Annotated in this window: 13 protein-coding genes; 11 read left to right on the top strand and 2 right to left on the bottom strand. The window is 32.3% G+C overall.

The genetic code is table 11. The features are described 5' to 3' along the window. Nucleotides 1-347: 347 nt before the first annotated feature. The 7 genes from J3U36_RS03970 (at nt 348) to J3U36_RS03940 (ending at nt 10,273) form a co-directional block, all read left to right on the top strand. A complete protein-coding gene (locus J3U36_RS03970) occupies nt 348-1,541 on the top strand; it encodes a glycosyltransferase family 9 protein (protein ID WP_267351280.1) in 1,194 nt (397 codons plus the stop codon). 250 nt (nt 1,542-1,791) lie between these two features. Beyond that, nucleotides 1,792-3,003: a glycosyltransferase family 9 protein gene (locus J3U36_RS03965; protein WP_267378110.1), complete on the top strand. Its 1,212-nt coding sequence runs from the start codon at nt 1,792-1,794 to the stop codon at nt 3,001-3,003. Between the two features lie 20 nt (nt 3,004-3,023). Continuing rightward, nucleotides 3,024-4,502 carry a D-glycero-beta-D-manno-heptose-7-phosphate kinase gene (gene rfaE1 / locus J3U36_RS03960; protein WP_267378113.1) on the top strand — a complete coding sequence of 493 codons (1,479 nt, stop codon included), beginning with the start codon at nt 3,024-3,026 and terminating at the stop codon, nt 4,500-4,502. A gap of 196 nt (nt 4,503-4,698) precedes the next feature. Beyond that, on the top strand, nt 4,699-6,435 hold the full coding sequence (gene msbA, locus J3U36_RS03955) for a lipid A export permease/ATP-binding protein MsbA (protein ID WP_267361167.1): 1,737 nt from the start codon (nt 4,699-4,701) through the stop codon (nt 6,433-6,435). A gap of 28 nt (nt 6,436-6,463) precedes the next feature. Next, nucleotides 6,464-8,233 carry a lipid A ABC transporter ATP-binding protein/permease MsbA gene (gene msbA / locus J3U36_RS03950; RefSeq protein WP_267378118.1) on the top strand — a complete coding sequence of 590 codons (1,770 nt, stop codon included), beginning with the start codon at nt 6,464-6,466 and terminating at the stop codon, nt 8,231-8,233. Nucleotides 8,234-8,384: 151 nt separating this feature from the next. Continuing rightward, nucleotides 8,385-9,332 carry a glycosyltransferase family 8 protein gene (locus J3U36_RS03945; RefSeq protein ID WP_267378121.1) on the top strand — a complete coding sequence of 316 codons (948 nt, stop codon included), beginning with the start codon at nt 8,385-8,387 and terminating at the stop codon, nt 9,330-9,332. A gap of 11 nt (nt 9,333-9,343) precedes the next feature. Continuing rightward, nucleotides 9,344-10,273 carry a hypothetical protein gene (locus tag J3U36_RS03940; protein WP_267378124.1) on the top strand — a complete coding sequence of 310 codons (930 nt, stop codon included), beginning with the start codon at nt 9,344-9,346 and terminating at the stop codon, nt 10,271-10,273. A gap of 60 nt (nt 10,274-10,333) precedes the next feature. Here J3U36_RS03940 and J3U36_RS03935 read toward each other — a convergent pair whose 3' ends face one another. Next, the gene (locus J3U36_RS03935; RefSeq protein WP_267378128.1) at nt 10,334-11,341 is read right to left on the bottom strand and encodes a glycosyltransferase family 9 protein; all 1,008 of its coding nucleotides are present in this window, start codon (nt 11,339-11,341) and stop codon (nt 10,334-10,336) included. Between the two features lie 284 nt (nt 11,342-11,625). Between J3U36_RS03935 and rfaD the strand changes: the two genes are divergently transcribed. The 3 genes from rfaD (at nt 11,626) to tsaB (ending at nt 15,489) form a co-directional block, all read left to right on the top strand. Further along, nucleotides 11,626-12,552: an ADP-glyceromanno-heptose 6-epimerase gene (rfaD, locus tag J3U36_RS03930; protein WP_267351293.1), complete on the top strand. Its 927-nt coding sequence runs from the start codon at nt 11,626-11,628 to the stop codon at nt 12,550-12,552. A 318-nt stretch (nt 12,553-12,870) separates the two neighbouring features. Continuing rightward, complete coding sequence (locus J3U36_RS03925) at nt 12,871-14,775, top strand: ATP-dependent DNA helicase (protein WP_267378130.1); 1,905 nt, start codon at nt 12,871-12,873, stop codon at nt 14,773-14,775. A gap of 30 nt (nt 14,776-14,805) precedes the next feature. Next, nucleotides 14,806-15,489, top strand: a complete 684-nt coding sequence (tsaB, locus tag J3U36_RS03920; protein WP_267378132.1) for a tRNA (adenosine(37)-N6)-threonylcarbamoyltransferase complex dimerization subunit type 1 TsaB — start codon at nt 14,806-14,808, stop codon at nt 15,487-15,489. A 60-nt stretch (nt 15,490-15,549) separates the two neighbouring features. On the opposite strand, the gene J3U36_RS03915 is transcribed toward tsaB, so the two are convergent. Continuing rightward, the gene (locus J3U36_RS03915) at nt 15,550-15,816 is read right to left on the bottom strand and encodes a GrxA family glutaredoxin (RefSeq protein ID WP_220216757.1); all 267 of its coding nucleotides are present in this window, start codon (nt 15,814-15,816) and stop codon (nt 15,550-15,552) included. Nucleotides 15,817-16,194: 378 nt separating this feature from the next. On the opposite strand from J3U36_RS03915, the gene J3U36_RS03910 reads away from it, so the two are divergent. Next, the gene (locus J3U36_RS03910) at nt 16,195-16,884 is read left to right on the top strand and encodes a DUF2884 family protein (protein WP_267378136.1); all 690 of its coding nucleotides are present in this window, start codon (nt 16,195-16,197) and stop codon (nt 16,882-16,884) included. Nucleotides 16,885-16,928: the final 44 nt, after the last annotated feature.

Below are 16,928 nucleotides of genomic sequence, written 5' to 3'. Positions count from 1 at the left end.
ACGTTATATTATAATGTTACATGATACAGTATAGAAAAATGGGATCAGCTTTGTGATAAATGGCACTTGTATGATCTGTATCCCTTTTTTTGCGTGATTAAAATATATCAAACCTTTAACTAAAATATTAGCTAATTTTACCAAACGAATAATTGAATGTTTCAACCCAATTGCAAAATAGTACGTAATATAGTGATTAGAAAGTTAGAAAAGCAGTAAATTGTCAATGCTTTTAACGTTCTAATGTAAGCATGTAATGTAGCAACCCATTTAATTGATAGCGTTTATTAAATTACGAATTGTAATGGCTGGAAAAATTCAAATTAATACATGGGGTAATATTAATTATGAGTTATCTTAAAGAGTTACAGAGAAAAGTTAATAAATATAAAACAAAATACAAAGTTAATGATAAGAAAATTGCGCTTAAATTAATTTGGTGGAACATTGTTCAAATAATTAGTTTAAAAACCAGTAAAGATAAAATATCTAAGAAAAATTTAAATAAAATAGCCCTAATTTTATCAGGGGGGATTGGTGATATTTTAATTGGTTTTAATTACGCTTGTTATTTACGAGAATATTTAAAGCCTAACAACATTATTATCGATATTTTTGTTAATAATGCTGGTATGGTGAAATCTTTAGATGGTGGGGCTGAATTTAATATTTTTCCCGTTTTAGAGCCAATAAATGATAAATATCTGTTGAAAATAGGATTAGTTAGATACCCACAAATTTTAGAAAATAACCTTATTTATTCAAAGCATTCCAAAAATAAAAAATTGCTTAAACTTATTGACGTTTACAAAGATTTTTACAAGAAAAATACCCGTTTTTTTGATTACTTACCTTTTATGGACGGCATGACTAATCAGTTTTCGCTTATCAATGGACATAAAAGAATACAACAACCTGATATTGCTAATTTATTAAATATTAGTCGTAATTTTAAGTATACCCCTAAAATATTTCACGAAAACCGAATATTAAACAATTTAAGGCTCAAGCCAGGTAAATATATCACTATCAACAGGGGCGTTGATAATCAAGGTAATGTGATTGAGTCCACTAAACTGTGGAGCTTACACAATTATAATGCTTTAGTAAATCTTATTAAAATCAATTATCCAAATTATAAAATTGTTCAATTAGGCGCATCAACCGATCGATGTCAACTGATTGATAATGTTGATATAAACTTGGTTGGCGAAACATCATTAGACGCCCTTAAAGTATTACTTAAGCATTCTGTACTACATATTGATAGTGAAGGGGGAATGGTACATTTAAGAAAGGCTTTAAATGGAGGGGTATCTGTTGTGATTTTTGGGCCTACCTCTGCCGATTTTTATGGATATGCTGACAATATTAATATTGCTTCTAAAGCTTGCCCATTTAGTTGCGAATGGTTAAATGAAACATGGGCGAAAACTTGCATCAATAGTCTCAACAACCATATCTGCATGAAATCTATAGATACAAATTTTGTTTTTGAACAAGTCAAAAAATTTTTAAAGCATGATGAAAGTATAAATTAATTATTATCAATAGTCGCTTTATTGGAAAGGTCAAAGACTAAACTAGCATAGTTAAATAACACGATTGTTTACTCAAGTTATAAATATAATTACTTATTTATTCAGTTTTTTTGCTATAAAAATAATTTTAATTATTAGAAATTTTTCTAAAAATTTTCCTTTATTTTAGGGTATAATACCCCGCCCAAAAGCTAGGTTAATGTAAATATATTTTAATATTGAAACTATATGAGTAAATAAGAAATCAATTATGAACTATTTTGATAAATTACAGCAAAAAGTTAATAAATATAAATCACTTTATTCTAATAAGTATAAAAAAGCTGCAATCAAATTGTTGTGGTGGAATTTGTGTAAACTTTTTGACTTTAAATCAAACAAGCAAAAATTTGATCCGATTACTAATGAACCTTATGAAATTGAATATCGCTTAGATCGTTTATCTTTTTTCATTACAGGGGGAATCGGTGATATCTTAATTAATCTTAATTACTGTAGTTATCTTTTGGATTATTTGAAAGATGAAATTAAAACTATCGATATTTTCGTAAAGAATACCAAATTAGTTAAAGAATTGATTGGGGAATCAGTTTTTAATATCTATCATAAAGATGAGTGGAATCAAGATCGAGTAGCTTACTTACTTGATTTTAAAATAGATCGTTTTCCACTAATAGTTAAAAATAATTTAGTTTTACTCCCGTCAAATGTAAATTTGAAATTAAAAAAATTGGTTAAATTGTATGAAGAATTTTATCGAATAAATGGTAAAATTGTGTACGATCCACCTAAAATTGACTCATTAAGTATTCAGTATTCTATAATCAATAATCAAAATAGATTGCAACAGCCAGATATTTATGGTTTTTTGAATATTGATCGCAATAATTATAAATTTTTACCAGCACTATCTGATGATGAAAAAGTTTTAAAAGATCTAAAATTAGCCGATACAAAGTTTATTACGCTTAATCGTGGGGTGGATGGGACAAATCCTCAAAGTGAATCCACAAAATTATATCCGCTTGAATACTATGATGAATTAGTCAGGCTGATAAAAACAGCGTTTCCAGAATACAAAATTGTTCAATTAGGTGTATCGACAGATAGATGTCAGTTAATTAAAAGTACGGATTTAAACTTAGTTGGAAAAACGACTTTAAATCAGTTGAAAGCTATTTTGAAAAATTCCATGTTACATATTGATGGAGAAGGTGGAATGGTTCATTTAAGAAAGTCTTTAGAAGGTGGTGTTTCAGTCGTGATTTTTGGTCCGACTTCTGCAGACTTTTATGGTTATTCAGATAATGTCAATATTTCTTCCAGTGCGTGTCCTTTAACATGCGAATGGATAAATAATAAATGGGCATCATATTGTATCAATAAAAACAACAATCATATCTGTATGAAAAGTATCAAACCAAATTCGATTTTCGAAGAAATTAAAAAAATATTGAAATAGCATAAACTGGAAATATTAATATGAATCAATTTTATTCTTACCTTGATAGATTTAGAAATACTAAAGTAACGGTCATTGGGGATATTATGTTGGATCGTTTTTTGTATGGAACGGTAGAGCGGATTTCTCCTGAAGCACCCGTACCCATTTTCAGATTGGATCATGAAGAGGTAATGTTAGGTGGGGCAGGTAATGTGGCGGCAAATTTAGCGTCTCTTGGCTGTAAACCTACTTTTTTAGGATTTGTTGGTTTAGACACAAACGGTAAGCTTGTTACTTCACTTTTAAAAAATGCAGGAAGCCATAGTCATCTTTATCGATTGAAAAATCATCCAACTATTATCAAAACACGATTCATCGCTAATCATAATCATTTACTTCGTGCTGATGCTGAAAAGCTACTTCCGTTTGTACCTGAATTACTCCCTAAATTTTCTAAGTTAGTCAAGCAAGCCATTAAGATGACCGATATTGTTTTGTTATCGGATTACAATAAAGGTATTTTTAATCAAGAAACCACTCAGATGATTATTAATCTTTGTAATAAGTTTAATATTCCAGTTATTGTTGATCCAAAAGGTAATGATTATTCTAAGTATCGTGGTGCAACATTAATTAAGCCAAATATCAAAGAATTTTTTGATGCAACAGGTATTAAACTCAATCCTGATAGTCCACAATTTGATGATGAATTGAAACAAGGTGCTGATATTTTCTTAAAACAATATGGTATTAAAAATATTATTGTGACCTTAAGTGAATATGGAATGGCTTATATTTCATGTGAAAATAAAAATTTCATTGTCAAAATACCAACAGAAGCTAAAGAAGTTTTCGATGTTTCTGGTGCAGGAGATACCTCTTTAGCCACATTAGGTATTGCTTTAGGTGCAAAAGCACCAATTGCCGAAGCGATGCAATTAGCCAATATTGCATCAGGAATTGTGGTTGGAAAATTAGGCACAGCCACTGTTTCTTTTAATGAATTAAAAGTAAAATTAACGACAAAAAAATGTGAAATTAAGTGTACTCGAACAAATAAAATTATCAGTTTATCCGATGCTAAGCCAATTATTGATGAATTAAAAAAACAAGGTAAAAAAATTGGATTTACAAATGGCTGTTTTGATTTGTTACATTTAGGGCATTTAAGTTCTTTGCAACAAGCTAAAAATGTTTGTGATATTCTCATTGTGGGAGTGAACTCAGACGATTCGATAAAAAAATATAAAGGTGCTGATAGACCTATTCAAGATCAAAACACTCGAGCCACGTTACTGGCTTCACTCGAATTTGTTGATTATGTCATCGTATTTAGTGAAGATAATGCGTGCCATATTGTGGAAGAACTTCGACCTGATGTGATTGCGAAAGAAGGCTACACCATTGATAATTGGCCTGAAGCGCAAAAAGTAGTCAGTTATGGTGGCGAGGCCATTATTCTTGAACGTATAGAAGGTTATTCAACCTCTCAGTTAGTCGCTAAATGTAAAAAATAATCGACGATTGGGTGATCTAAATGCATATCGAGTAGATATGCATTTTTTTTGATGCGAAGATTCTATTCTATTTTAAATGAACGAAGTTTTATTGTAGGAATAATTAACTAAGACTCTTTTAAGCATTTATTAAACTAACGAGACATCGTTATTTGTAGTATAATACCTATTATTTTGATAATTTTTAATTAACTTTATGTCGGACAAATATACCTCTTGGAAAACACTTAGACTGCTTTGGCCTTTTGTTGCACCATACAAAAAAGCATTAATTGCGGCCGTGTTTGGATTGCTATTAAATGCCGCTACTGATGCTACGCTAATTTCTCTTACAAAACCGTTATTGGATCATGGTTTAATGGGAAAAAATTATTCGTTATTGATGATCATTGCTGGTTCGATCATTGGTTTAATACTGTTAAGAGGATTGTCAAACTACGCATCGACCTACTGTCTATCGTGGTTGTCGGGCAAAGTTGTCACCAAATTTAGGCAGTTAATCTTCAATCATCTTGTTAAAAGCCCCGTTAGCTTCCATGATAAGAGTTCTGTGGGTGACCTTGTGTCAGTTATCACATTCAATACACAACTCTTATCCAAAGCTTCATCTGATGCATTAATTATCTTGGTTCGAGAAATTACCTACGCCATTGGACTTTGTTGTGTCATGTTTTATGGTAGTTGGAAATTAGCATTAGTGCTATTTATCATTGTTCCTTTAATCATTTTTATCGCACAATTTATTGCCAAAAAATTTAGAGAAACCATTAAATCGATGCAAAAAGGGATGGGTGAAATTACCACCGCTGCCGATGAAATGTTAAACGGTCATAAAGAGGTATTAATATTTAATGCTAAGGATTACGAAAAACGTAATTTTAGCCAGATAACTGATACTGTGCGACGTGGCGTATTAAAAATTGAATTTGTTTCAAGATTGTCAACACCAATCATCCAGTTGATTGCAACTTTAGGTTTAGGGGGCATCTTGTATCTGGTTGCCAGTGAAAGTTTGGATATCACGCCTGGATCTTTTACCGTTGTATTTTCTGCTATGGTTGCGGTTATGCGCCCACTTCGTGAATTAACCAGTTTACATGTTGAATTACAAAAAGGTGCGGTAGCTTGTGAATCATTATTTGGGATCTTAAATTCACCATTAGAAGAAGATGAAGGTAAAATTGAGAAAGATAAAGTTAATGGTAATATAGAATTTAGACATGTTACCTATACTTATCCTACTCGAAATACACCCTCACTCAATGATATCAGTTTTACGATAAAAGCGGGGCAAACGGTTGCATTAGTTGGACGGTCTGGGGCCGGTAAATCCACCATAGCCAGTTTAATTCCTCGTTTTTATGATGTAACAAACGGCGAAATTCTGTTAGATTCGATTAATATAAAAGATTACACATTAAAATCATTACGAAGCCAGATTGGATATGTATCGCAACGCGTGCATTTATTCAATGGAACAATAGCCGATAATATTGCTTATGGAGAGAAAGGAAAACATTCTCAAGAAGCCATTATGCACGCTGCAAAATTAGCAAATGCTTTAGAGTTTATTGACAAATTAGAACAAGGTATTAATACTGAAATTGGTGATAACGGCGTATTGCTATCAGGAGGGCAGCGACAACGGATTGCAATTGCCAGAGTTCTGTTACGTAATAACCCGATTTTAATTTTAGATGAAGCGACTTCAGCATTAGATAATGAATCCGAACGATTGGTACAGGAAGCGATTGAAATTTTGCAAAAAAATCGTACATCTATCATTATTGCTCATCGATTATCAACCATTGAAAAAGCCGATCGAATTTTAGTTATTGATGAGGGAAAAATCGTTGAAGATGGCGATCATGAATCACTTTTAGCGCTGAATGGTATTTATTCTCAAATGCATAAAATGCAATTTAATGCGTAATATCATTAATTTATTTATGAAGAACAATATGACTAAAAAACATCAACAAGAAAAGCATGATCTCGATAAAGATTCATCAACATGGCAAACGTTTTTGAAACTGTGGCCATATATTATTGAGCATAAACTCATTTTATTTGTCTCTGTATTATTACTTTTCTTAAGTGCATTTGCCGATACATCACTCATTGCAATATTAAAACCCCTTTTAGATAGAGGGTTTAGTGAAGGTGATAAAAGTTTTTTACTTATGGCTCCCCTCTATATTTTTGGGTTGGTTTTATTACGAGGTATAGCTAACTACGGCTATTCGGTTTCGTTAGCATTTATCTCTGGAAAAATTGTCATGCGGATTAGACAAAGGTTATTTAACCATTTTGTCGATGCGCCGGTTAGTTATTACGATCAAAATTCGAATGGTCGATTATTGTCTCGTATAACTTACGATACCGATCAGGTAGCCTCGTCATCATCCGATGCTTTAATTATCATTATTCGTGAATCAGCGTTTATTTGTGGATTATTTTATACGATGTTTTATAACAGTTGGCAATTATCATTGTCACTGATCATCATTACTCCCATTGTTATTGGTTTAATTACGTTTATTTCTGTGAAATTCCGACGATTAGCTAAAAACATGCAAAATTCAATGGGTAATGTCACCATGTCTGTTGAACAAATGTTAAAAGGACATCGTGAGATCATCGTATTTGGTGCACAAGACGAAGAGTCGAACAATTTTGTTAAAATAAGTAATAAGTTTCGTCGTGACGGTATGAGACTTGTCTCTATTTCAGCGCTCTCTACCCCAATTGTTCAGTTAGTTATTTCATTTGCAATTGCTTTTGTCTTATTAACGGCAAGTAATCCAGATTTAAATATCACAGCGGGTGAGTTTACGGTTGTTTTTTCTTCCTTAGTTGCGCTTATGCAACCTATTAAAAGTTTGACCAGTGTGAATGCGAGTTTTCAAAAAGGTATGGCGGCATGTCAAACACTCTTTTCCATTTTGGAGCAACCTATCGAAAAAGACATCGGTAAACTTAACATTGAGCGTGTAAAAGGGGATATCGAATTTAAGCATGTTAGTTTTGGGTATGAAACCCGACAACAACTTGCGATCCAAGATATTAGCTTTACTGTTTCGGCAGGAAAAACCGTGGCTTTTGTTGGGCGTTCGGGTTCAGGGAAAACGACGATCACAAATTTACTGACACGTTTTTATGATATTTCTGAAGGTGAAATATTGATTGACGGACATAACATTCAAGACTTAACTCTATTTTGTTTAAGAAACCAAATTGGATTAGTTTCGCAAAATGTTTTTCTGTTTAATGATACCATTGCCAATAATATTGCATATGGTCGACTTGATCAGTATTCACAAGCTGAAATAGAAGCAGCCGCTAAAAAGGCTTTCGCTTATGATTTTATTATGAATTTTGAAAAAGGCTTTGACACCAAAGTTGGGGAAAGTGGCGTATTATTATCAGGTGGTCAACGCCAGCGGATCGCTATTGCAAGAGCATTATTGCGTGATAACCCTATTTTAATCTTAGATGAAGCGACTTCTGCATTAGATACGGAATCTGAACGTGCCATTCAAAAAGCGTTAGATGAATTACAAAAAGGCCGAACATCTTTAGTGATTGCACATCGACTCTCAACGATTGAAAATGCCGATGAGATTCTAGTCATTGATGATGGACATATTATCGAGCAAGGTAATCACGCAGCTTTATTAGAGAAAAAAGGAATATACTTTAATTTATATACAGGTAAACAATTCCAATAAATTAAGTGAACGCAAACTATAATCAAAAGCTGTATTAGTCAAACCGGAAAAGTCGCTACTATTGGATTTTTGAGGGTAAAAAGAATAATTGCAAGATATTTAATTTAAAAATATTATTTGTAGTAAATGGTGCATCATGGAAATAATTTAGATGAATAAACATAATACGATTAACATCGCTTTTTGCTCAGATAAAAATTACTTAAAATATGTAGCGATAGCTATTCAATCAATCTATTTTAACAATTTGAACAATGCGTTAAAATTTCATGTTTTTCTTTATGATGTCGAACAAGACGATATTGATCAATTGAGTCGTTTAAGCTCAGATATTATCGTCTATCCTATACCTAAAGCATGTTTGGACAAATATGATAACGAACATGCGATAAAGCATCTTAATCGTTCCATGTTTATTCGACTACTTGTCCCGCGGTTATTAAATGGAAAAGTGGATAAATTAATCTATTTAGATGCTGACATCCTTTGTTTCAAAGATATATTTGCAATAAATAATATCGACATCGATAATGTCGTGTGTGCGGCCGGTATTGATTCATTAAATAATGAAAACGTTTCTAAAAATATTCAACGATTAAACTTGTCGACTACACATTATTTTAATTCAGGTTTTTTATACATTAATGTAAAAAATTGGAATGATTTTAACACCGAAGATAAAGTAAATACGCTTTTATTATCGCATAAAGGTCAGTTGCGTTATCCAGATCAAGATGCGCTTAACATGGTATTACAAAATGATGTGTTAATCGTTGATCCTAGTTGGAACTACTTATTCACATGGATTAACGAAAAAAATAAAGATAAGTTTTTTGAAACTGAAAAAAATTTACCTTACTTTATTCATTTTACGGGAGCGAGAAAACCTTGGTACCATGAGCATGTGGGTGTTGCCCAGAATTGGTATCTTTTTTATAAACATTTTACGCCATGGCGAGATAATTGTTTAGACAGCTATCAAGATAAAATGAGACCAACTGATTGCCGAGTTTATGCAAAAAAATTCTTTAAAAGTGGTCATGTATTAAAAGCCTTAAAATATGCATTTATGTATATTAAACTTAAAAACAAAAAATAAAGTTAATCAAAATGAAATTAAGTGATGAATTGTTTAAAGTAATCTATCGACTAACGCACTCTAAGCGTTATAAACATAACCGTAAACGTTGGCCTCATGTCAAAATCTCTCGTGGGAATTGTGGGCAAATAGTCGATTTTGCTTATAAAGGGATCTCGATTCCTATCATCGATCTTAAGTCATTAAAACATGCCTTTACCGGTCAATTAGTCATGGTTGCTTCTGGGCCATCCATTAATCAAATAACGTTTAAACACTCTCCTTCGGTATTAACTTTAGGGGTAAATGGCTCATATTGTCTAAAGGACAAAATAAACTTTAATTTTTACGTTATCACGGATATTCACTTTTTTTCTCAACGACCTGAGATTGTAGAACAAATTATTGCTAACCCAGATCTTCTCTTATTTTTGCAAGTTGATGGTTTAGTGAAAATCATAAATCTTTTCGGTAACCAATCCATCTGTTGTAAAATAGCGTTAATTGAAGATGCGTTCAAACTGACTTATCAACCGATCCAAACATTGTCTGAAATTGAAAAAGATCCTACCCGAAATAAAAGTATTTACTTCTATCATAATGATCATCGGGAACATGAGCCGTTAGCCTTTGAGACAAATATTGTCAATGGCGTATTTCCGGCTAAAACTGTTGTTTATTGGGCGCTTCAAATAGCCGTTTACTTAGGTTTTAACCAACTTTATTTAGCTGGTGTTGATTTAAATAATTTCCATTTACCTCGATTTTATGAAACACCTGACAATATCACCTATTCACAATTAGCATCTGATTTTGAAAAAAATATTCTCCCTGCTTTTGAGCACGCAAGTTCTGTCATGAAAGCGTTAAAAGTAGAGGTTAAAAATATGTCTTTAGATAGTGCTCTTGATACGGATATTTTCGAAAAACAGGCTTATAACGATGTTTTTAATTCATTATAACTGAGTAAGCTTACGCTATATAAACTTCATGACAATAATATTTTTTAAGTGAAATCTGATTTAAAGATTTATTGTCAGCTGATCTATATAGTGCTTTAAGTTCATTATATCTAAATTTTGGGCTGAGTTTTCGGGTGCAATGATCTGTATTGCATTTTCATAATTAGGTTTATACACATCGTTATTTTTATATCGGGGATCAAAAGTATCAATCTCAGAACTATAAACACTAATTAAAGGTTTATTATAAGCATTGGCAAGATGTACAATAGAGGTATCAACCGAAATAACAAAATCACAATGTTTAATTAACGACGCAGCATGAAAAAAATGATTGAGTGGATTAATTACTATATTTGGTGATGGATGTAATTTACTGATTTTATCTGGCAAACCAACGACAATGGTTACTATATAGGGGTAACTCGACATAAGATCAATAATATCTTGTGCCTGTTTGCTTGAAAAACTTCGGCGATCTGAGGATGCATAAGGATTAAAAATACAGATCTTTTTAGATGGATAATTAGATAAAAGATCTTCAACTTGTAAATCATATTCATCGGAATAATGAAGATCATATTTGTAATCATTTTCGCTTGTTTGTATATTAATTCTATTTAAAATATACCTAAATCTTTGACTAAAATGTGCACTAAAATCCGTATAGGTGATGATTGAGTCATATACACGGTAACAATTGGGATAGTTAAAGCCAATAGTATGTTTAGGTTTTATTTTCTTGATGATCTTAAAAATCCAATTGGAATAACTGGTTCTATTGTTTGGATCAATAAATAGATCGCATTCTAAAGATTTTAAAACACGAATCTGTGATTTGGTTAATGGTCTGTCAAGACAAATAACTTGACTGACATAAGGATTAGATTCAAATAAAAAAGCATTGGATTTTTTTGTCAGCACTGTCACTTCAAAACCGTGAGTGGCGAGAATTTTAGGCAGTCCTGATATGATAACAGCATCGCCAAGTCCATTTTTACATGCTTGAATGGTGACTTTATCTATTTTTGATAAATCTAATTGAGACCGTTTCAGCTTAAAGGACAAAATAAAAAGTTTTACATTTTTGAATAAATAATTTCGTTTTCTGTTTAATTTGCTAATTGTATTGATAATTTTTTTAAGCATCGGCTAGGTCTAATTGTTTTGTCTTGATTTTTTTATTGTACCAAAATTTGTATCAGTAAAACATAACCATTAATAAGATAAAATGTTTTTCAAATTATGAAAAACAAATAAAGAATATTTAAATCTGATTGAATAAGAACACTCGAAAATAACGATATTATACAATATAATATCTTTATTCATTAATTAAAAAGGTAATTATTATGATTGTTGTGACCGGTGGAGCAGGATTTATTGGTAGTAATATTGTAAGAGGTCTAAATAAAAAAGGATTTAAAGATATCCTTGTTGTTGATGACTTAAAAGATGGGACAAAATTTTCAAATCTTGTTGATCTCGATATTGCTGACTATATGGATAAAGATGATTTTATTGTCGCCATTTTATCCAACGAAAATTTAAATATCGATGTCATTTTTCATCAAGGTGCATGTTCCTCAACGACTGAGTGGGATGGCAAATTTATGATGGAAAACAATTATCAATATTCTAAAGATCTACTACACTACTGTTTAGAATTTGATATACCATTTTTATATGCTTCTTCTGCTGCAACTTATGGTGGTCGTAGCGACAACTTTATCGAAGATAGAGCTTATGAAAAACCGTTGAATGTATATGGGTATTCAAAATTTTTATTTGATCAATACGTAAGACAAGTATTACCAACGGCTAAATCACAAGTATGTGGTTTTCGCTATTTTAATGTTTATGGGCCTCGTGAAACACACAAAGGTAGTATGGCAAGCGTTGCATATCATCTTAATGAACAGCTTCACAAAGGCGAAAAACTTAAATTATTCGCCGGAAGTGATACTTTCAAACGTGATTTTATTTATGTGGAAGATGTGGTTGATGTTAATTTATGGTTTTGGGAAAATAAAGTATCAGGCATTTATAACTGTGGAACTGGTAAAGCTGAATCATTCCAAACAGTAGCTGATGCGGTACTTAACTATCATAAAAAAGGTGAAATTGAGTATATACCGTTCCCGGAACATTTAGAAGGACGTTATCAACGTTTTACCCAAGCTGATTTAACCAAATTTAGAAATTCAGGTTGTCCGATTCAGTTCAAATCGGTGACCGAAGGTACGACCGAATACATGAAATGGTTAAATAACCAATAAAGTTTACGCTTTTTGGGCAATAGCATTTTTAATCATATTAACAACATCGTCCCTTAATAAACCGTTTTATCGTCATATCATTAAGGGGCGGGTTGATTAAGTAATTTTCCTCAAGTTTTTAATAATATCTAGTGCTGGCTGTAAATAATTGGTATAGTATATTGGTTATTTAAGTTACTGGTTGTTCAATTCCAATACAATCAATTCATCCCTTTTTTATGAAAATACTATGTTTTCTTTATATTGAATTATTCCTTAAATAAACTTTCTAGCGTTTACATATAAACTAAATTATCTTTTTAAATTAGGTGCATTTAAGTGATTGATGATTTTTCTGAAAATGGTTTGCTTGCTCAAACTATTCAAGGCTTTGTGGCAAGAGAGCCACAACGAAATATGGCAAGTAAAGTTTCTGAATCAATTAAAAAACAAAAATCATTGGTTGTTGAGGCGGGAACGGGTACCGGAAAAACATTTGCTTATTTAGTTCCTGCGCTACGGAGTGATAAAAAAGTTATCATCTCAACCGGTTCGAAAAATCTTCAAGAACAGTTATTTAGTAAAGACCTGCCCATTATCAAAAAAGCATTAGACTACACCGGTAAAATTTCGTTATTGAAAGGACGAGCAAATTATCTTTGCTTGGAACGATTATATCATCAATACGCGGCAGCCGGTGACCTTAATAAAGCATTACGGGTTGATTTAGCTCGCGTTAAAAATTGGTCAATCAAAACTAAAGATGGTGATATTAGTAAATGTACGACGGTAACAGAAGACAATGCGATATGGCCTATATTAACCAGCACTAATGATAGTTGTTTAGGTAGTGATTGTGAACATTACAACGATTGTTATGTGGTTAAAGCGCGTAAAAGAGCCATGAACGCTGATATTGTCGTTGTGAATCATCATCTATTTTTAGCCGATGTTGTTGTGAAAGATACCGGTTTTGGGGAGTTAATCCCTAAAGCGGAAGTAATGATTTTTGATGAAGCACATCAATTACCCGATCTTGCTTGTCACTATTTTGGGCAACAACTAACCAGTCGACAGCTTTTTGATTTAGCTAAAGAGATTAATCTTACCTATCGAACTGAAGTTAAAGATATGTCACAGTTGCAGCAGTGTGCCGATAAATTGCAAAAATGCACACAAGATATACGTCTTGTGATTAATCAAAAAGCACCTAAAGGAAATCTGCGGTTTTTATTCAACCAAGAACCAGTCAAAAAAGAGATAGCTTACCTTTTTGATACGTTGAATTTTTGTCATGAGGTTTTATTATTAGCGGTCGGACGATCATCAACTTTAGATAATTGTTTTGAGCGTGTTAATCAATATAAAACGTTGCTTAATAGATTGACTGAAACCCATGTGACTGGTTTTAGTTATTGGTATGAAAGCACTCATCATCATTTTGTCTTTGCTTTAACGCCATTATCTGTCTCGGATAAATTTACGGAATTACTAACAGAACGCAAAGGGAGCTGGATATTTACGTCAGCAACCTTGTCTGTAAATAATCAACTTGACTATTTTACCCAGCGTTTAGGGTTAACAAATGCGGATTCGTTAATATTAGAAAGTCCGTTTGATTATTTGCACCAAACGATAATGTGCGTTCCTCGTTATATGCCTTCACCCAATGAACATGGCATTGCAGAAAAATTGGTAGAATTATTGTTACCAGTGATTGAGGCGAATAATGGGCGATGTTTTTTTCTGTGTACATCCTATGCGATGATGAATGCGTTAGCCAAGCAGTTTCGGGAACTGACAGCGTTACCAGTATTAGTTCAAGGTGAAACCAGTAAAGTTAAACTTCTAGAACAATTTATTAATAGTGGCAATGCGCTATTGATTGCAACCAGTAGTTTTTGGGAAGGAATTGATGTTAGAGGGGATACGCTTTCTTGTGTTATTATAGATAAATTACCTTTTACATCACCGGATGACCCCTTGATTAAAGCTCGCATGGAAGATTGCCAATTACAAGGTGGCGATGCTTTTAATGATGTGCAGTTACCCGAAGCGGTGATCACGCTAAAACAAGGGGTAGGGCGATTGATTCGTCATCATGATGATCGAGGGGCAATCATTATTTGTGATAATCGTTTAGTCATGAGACTTTATGGCGCAATATTTCTTAATAGCTTGCCACCGTCGCCACGAACACGTGATCTGAACAAAGTTATTGATTTTTTGCTTGCCAAACACTAGCTTTTAAAAACGGACTATTTTGGAAAAAAAATGAGTACTATTTTAGCCATTGATACCTCAACTGAAGCGTGTTCAGTTGCGCTATTATATCAAAATGAAATCACGCATGATTTTCTTGTTTCTGCTCGAGATCATACCAAGCAGATACTGCCTATGGTGGATAAAATATTAAAACAATCCGATTGCCTATTATCACAAGTTGATGCTATCGCTTTTGGACAAGGTCCTGGTAGTTTTACGGGTGTAAGAATAGGTATTGGCGTTGCTCAAGGATTAGCGTTAGGCATTGACAGACCGATGATCGGTGTCTCGACATTGATGACGTTAGCCCAAGGCGCTTTACGTTTGAATCAAGCCAAAAACGTAATTGCCGCAATCGATGCCAGAATGAACGAAGTTTATTTAGGACAATATCAATATGTTAATGAGCAATGGCAAGCCATGATCGATGAATGCGTGATTGCTCCTGAAAAGGTCGCTGATAAAGTCAAACGAAAATGTACAGATGACTATTATAGCGCAGGTACCGGTTGGCAAACTTATCCTGAAATGTTAACAGATATTAAAAGCAGCGATCTTTTATTACCTCATGCACAAGATTTGATCGTTATTGCCAACCAAAAATGGCAAAGACAAGAGTTAGTGAATGTTGAAGATGTCGAACCAACTTATTTGCGTAACGAAGTTACTTGGAAGAAGTTGCCAGGGCGTTAAAAAAAATGCCACTGAAACGGTGGCATAGTATTAATAACCAATCAAGGAAAAGTGTTTAAACTACTCTTTAAATAATCCTAAGTGTGCTTTAGCATAAGCTTCAAAATCAGTACAACCGCCAATCGGTTTTTCATCAATAAAGATTTGAGGTACTGTTTCAACAGGTTTGCCAACACTTTTTGATAAATCTTCTTTAGTGATACCTTCTTCATTGATATCGACATAACGATAAGAAAAATCATCTCGCTCTTGAGACAGTTTTTCAGCTAATTCTTTTGCCCGTACACAATAAGGACAGCCTGAACGTCCAAAAATTACAGTAAACATTGGTCACCTCGGTTATATGTTATTTAATAATAGTTACTATACTTAACTTTTCTAGAAAAAAAAGCACTAAATCATATTTAATTTTATAGTTTAAACCTATTAATAATTTATTATTAGCTGTTAAAATTAATGAATACGTCTGATTTTAAATTAATTATTTCTAACAACGGTTAATTATTAAAAAACGTGTTTACCTAGTTTTAAACTAATATTGTTTATAAAGATAAGTTTCGTTGTTATTATGCTAAATATAGTTTTGTTAATGGCGTTTTTTATGTCATGTAATTGATCATTTTATTATGGCAAATAAAAATTTTGTTATGTTTTTTATTTAAAGTCTGGTTATAATTTAACTAATCTTAATATATAAAAGTTGATATGTTAAAAAAGCTATTGTTTTTATTATTTTTTAATTCATTCACTGTTTTTGCTGCTAACCAAGAATGTGCAGTAAAACCCAGCTATGACATTGTAATAAGTAAACAGAATGTCCATATTTTTAATGATAAAAATGATTTATTGATTTCACCAACAGGAAAGATTATTTTCAATAATCAGTCGGTTTCGCCTTCTCCTCAATTGAAGCAAAATGCATTAAAATTTCAGCGTGCTTTACGTCAACAACTTCCAGAATTAGAACAACAAGCATTGAACTTGTTAGATGAAGTTAATACAACCTTCAAAAAAGCCATTATTACAAAATTGGATGATGATAGCGGATTACATGAACAACTCAAAAAATTATATAAACGATTAGTAAACTTATTACACCAATCGATTATCACTGAAAATAATGAAACCCATTTTTATTATAAAAATTTTAATAATTTAAAAAAAGATGGTGAACAGATTGGGCAACGAATTTTTTATAATATTGTCGGTAATAGTATTTTGCATTTTCGCCTGTTCAAAAATTATGGGGGAATTAAACAAATATCGAAAAATGAGTGGAAAACTCAAAAACCAAAATTAAAAGCTTTTGATAGTAAAATTTGTTCGGTAATTACAAATGTTGATACACAATATAAACAGATATTATCTGAACTTAGTCAAGCAAACGATAAGTGAATAGACATTAATAACAACTTTTGCGAAAATAAAGACTTTAGTGT

The sequence above is a fragment of the Gilliamella sp. B3817 genome (genome assembly GCF_026536705.1).
Classification (GTDB): Bacteria; Pseudomonadota; Gammaproteobacteria; order Enterobacterales; family Orbaceae; genus Gilliamella; species Gilliamella apicola_I.
This window is presented reverse-complemented; position numbering and strand designations above follow the sequence as displayed.

What these genes read in the sequence shown, in the direction of transcription:
- J3U36_RS03970 (WP_267351280.1), top strand. Translation starts at nt 348, where the DNA reads ATGAGTTATCTTAAAGAGTTACAGAGAAAAGTTAATAAATATAAAACA.
- J3U36_RS03965 (WP_267378110.1), top strand. Translation starts at nt 1,792, where the DNA reads ATGAACTATTTTGATAAATTACAGCAAAAAGTTAATAAATATAAATCA.
- rfaE1 (WP_267378113.1), top strand. Translation starts at nt 3,024, where the DNA reads ATGAATCAATTTTATTCTTACCTTGATAGATTTAGAAATACTAAAGTA.
- msbA (WP_267361167.1), top strand. Translation starts at nt 4,699, where the DNA reads ATGTCGGACAAATATACCTCTTGGAAAACACTTAGACTGCTTTGGCCT.
- msbA (WP_267378118.1), top strand. Translation starts at nt 6,464, where the DNA reads ATGACTAAAAAACATCAACAAGAAAAGCATGATCTCGATAAAGATTCA.
- J3U36_RS03945 (WP_267378121.1), top strand. Translation starts at nt 8,385, where the DNA reads ATGAATAAACATAATACGATTAACATCGCTTTTTGCTCAGATAAAAAT.
- J3U36_RS03940 (WP_267378124.1), top strand. Translation starts at nt 9,344, where the DNA reads ATGAAATTAAGTGATGAATTGTTTAAAGTAATCTATCGACTAACGCAC.
- rfaD (WP_267351293.1), top strand. Translation starts at nt 11,626, where the DNA reads ATGATTGTTGTGACCGGTGGAGCAGGATTTATTGGTAGTAATATTGTA.
- tsaB (WP_267378132.1), top strand. Translation starts at nt 14,806, where the DNA reads ATGAGTACTATTTTAGCCATTGATACCTCAACTGAAGCGTGTTCAGTT.
- J3U36_RS03915 (WP_220216757.1), bottom strand. Translation starts at nt 15,816, where the DNA reads ATGTTTACTGTAATTTTTGGACGTTCAGGCTGTCCTTATTGTGTACGG.
- J3U36_RS03910 (WP_267378136.1), top strand. Translation starts at nt 16,195, where the DNA reads ATGTTAAAAAAGCTATTGTTTTTATTATTTTTTAATTCATTCACTGTT.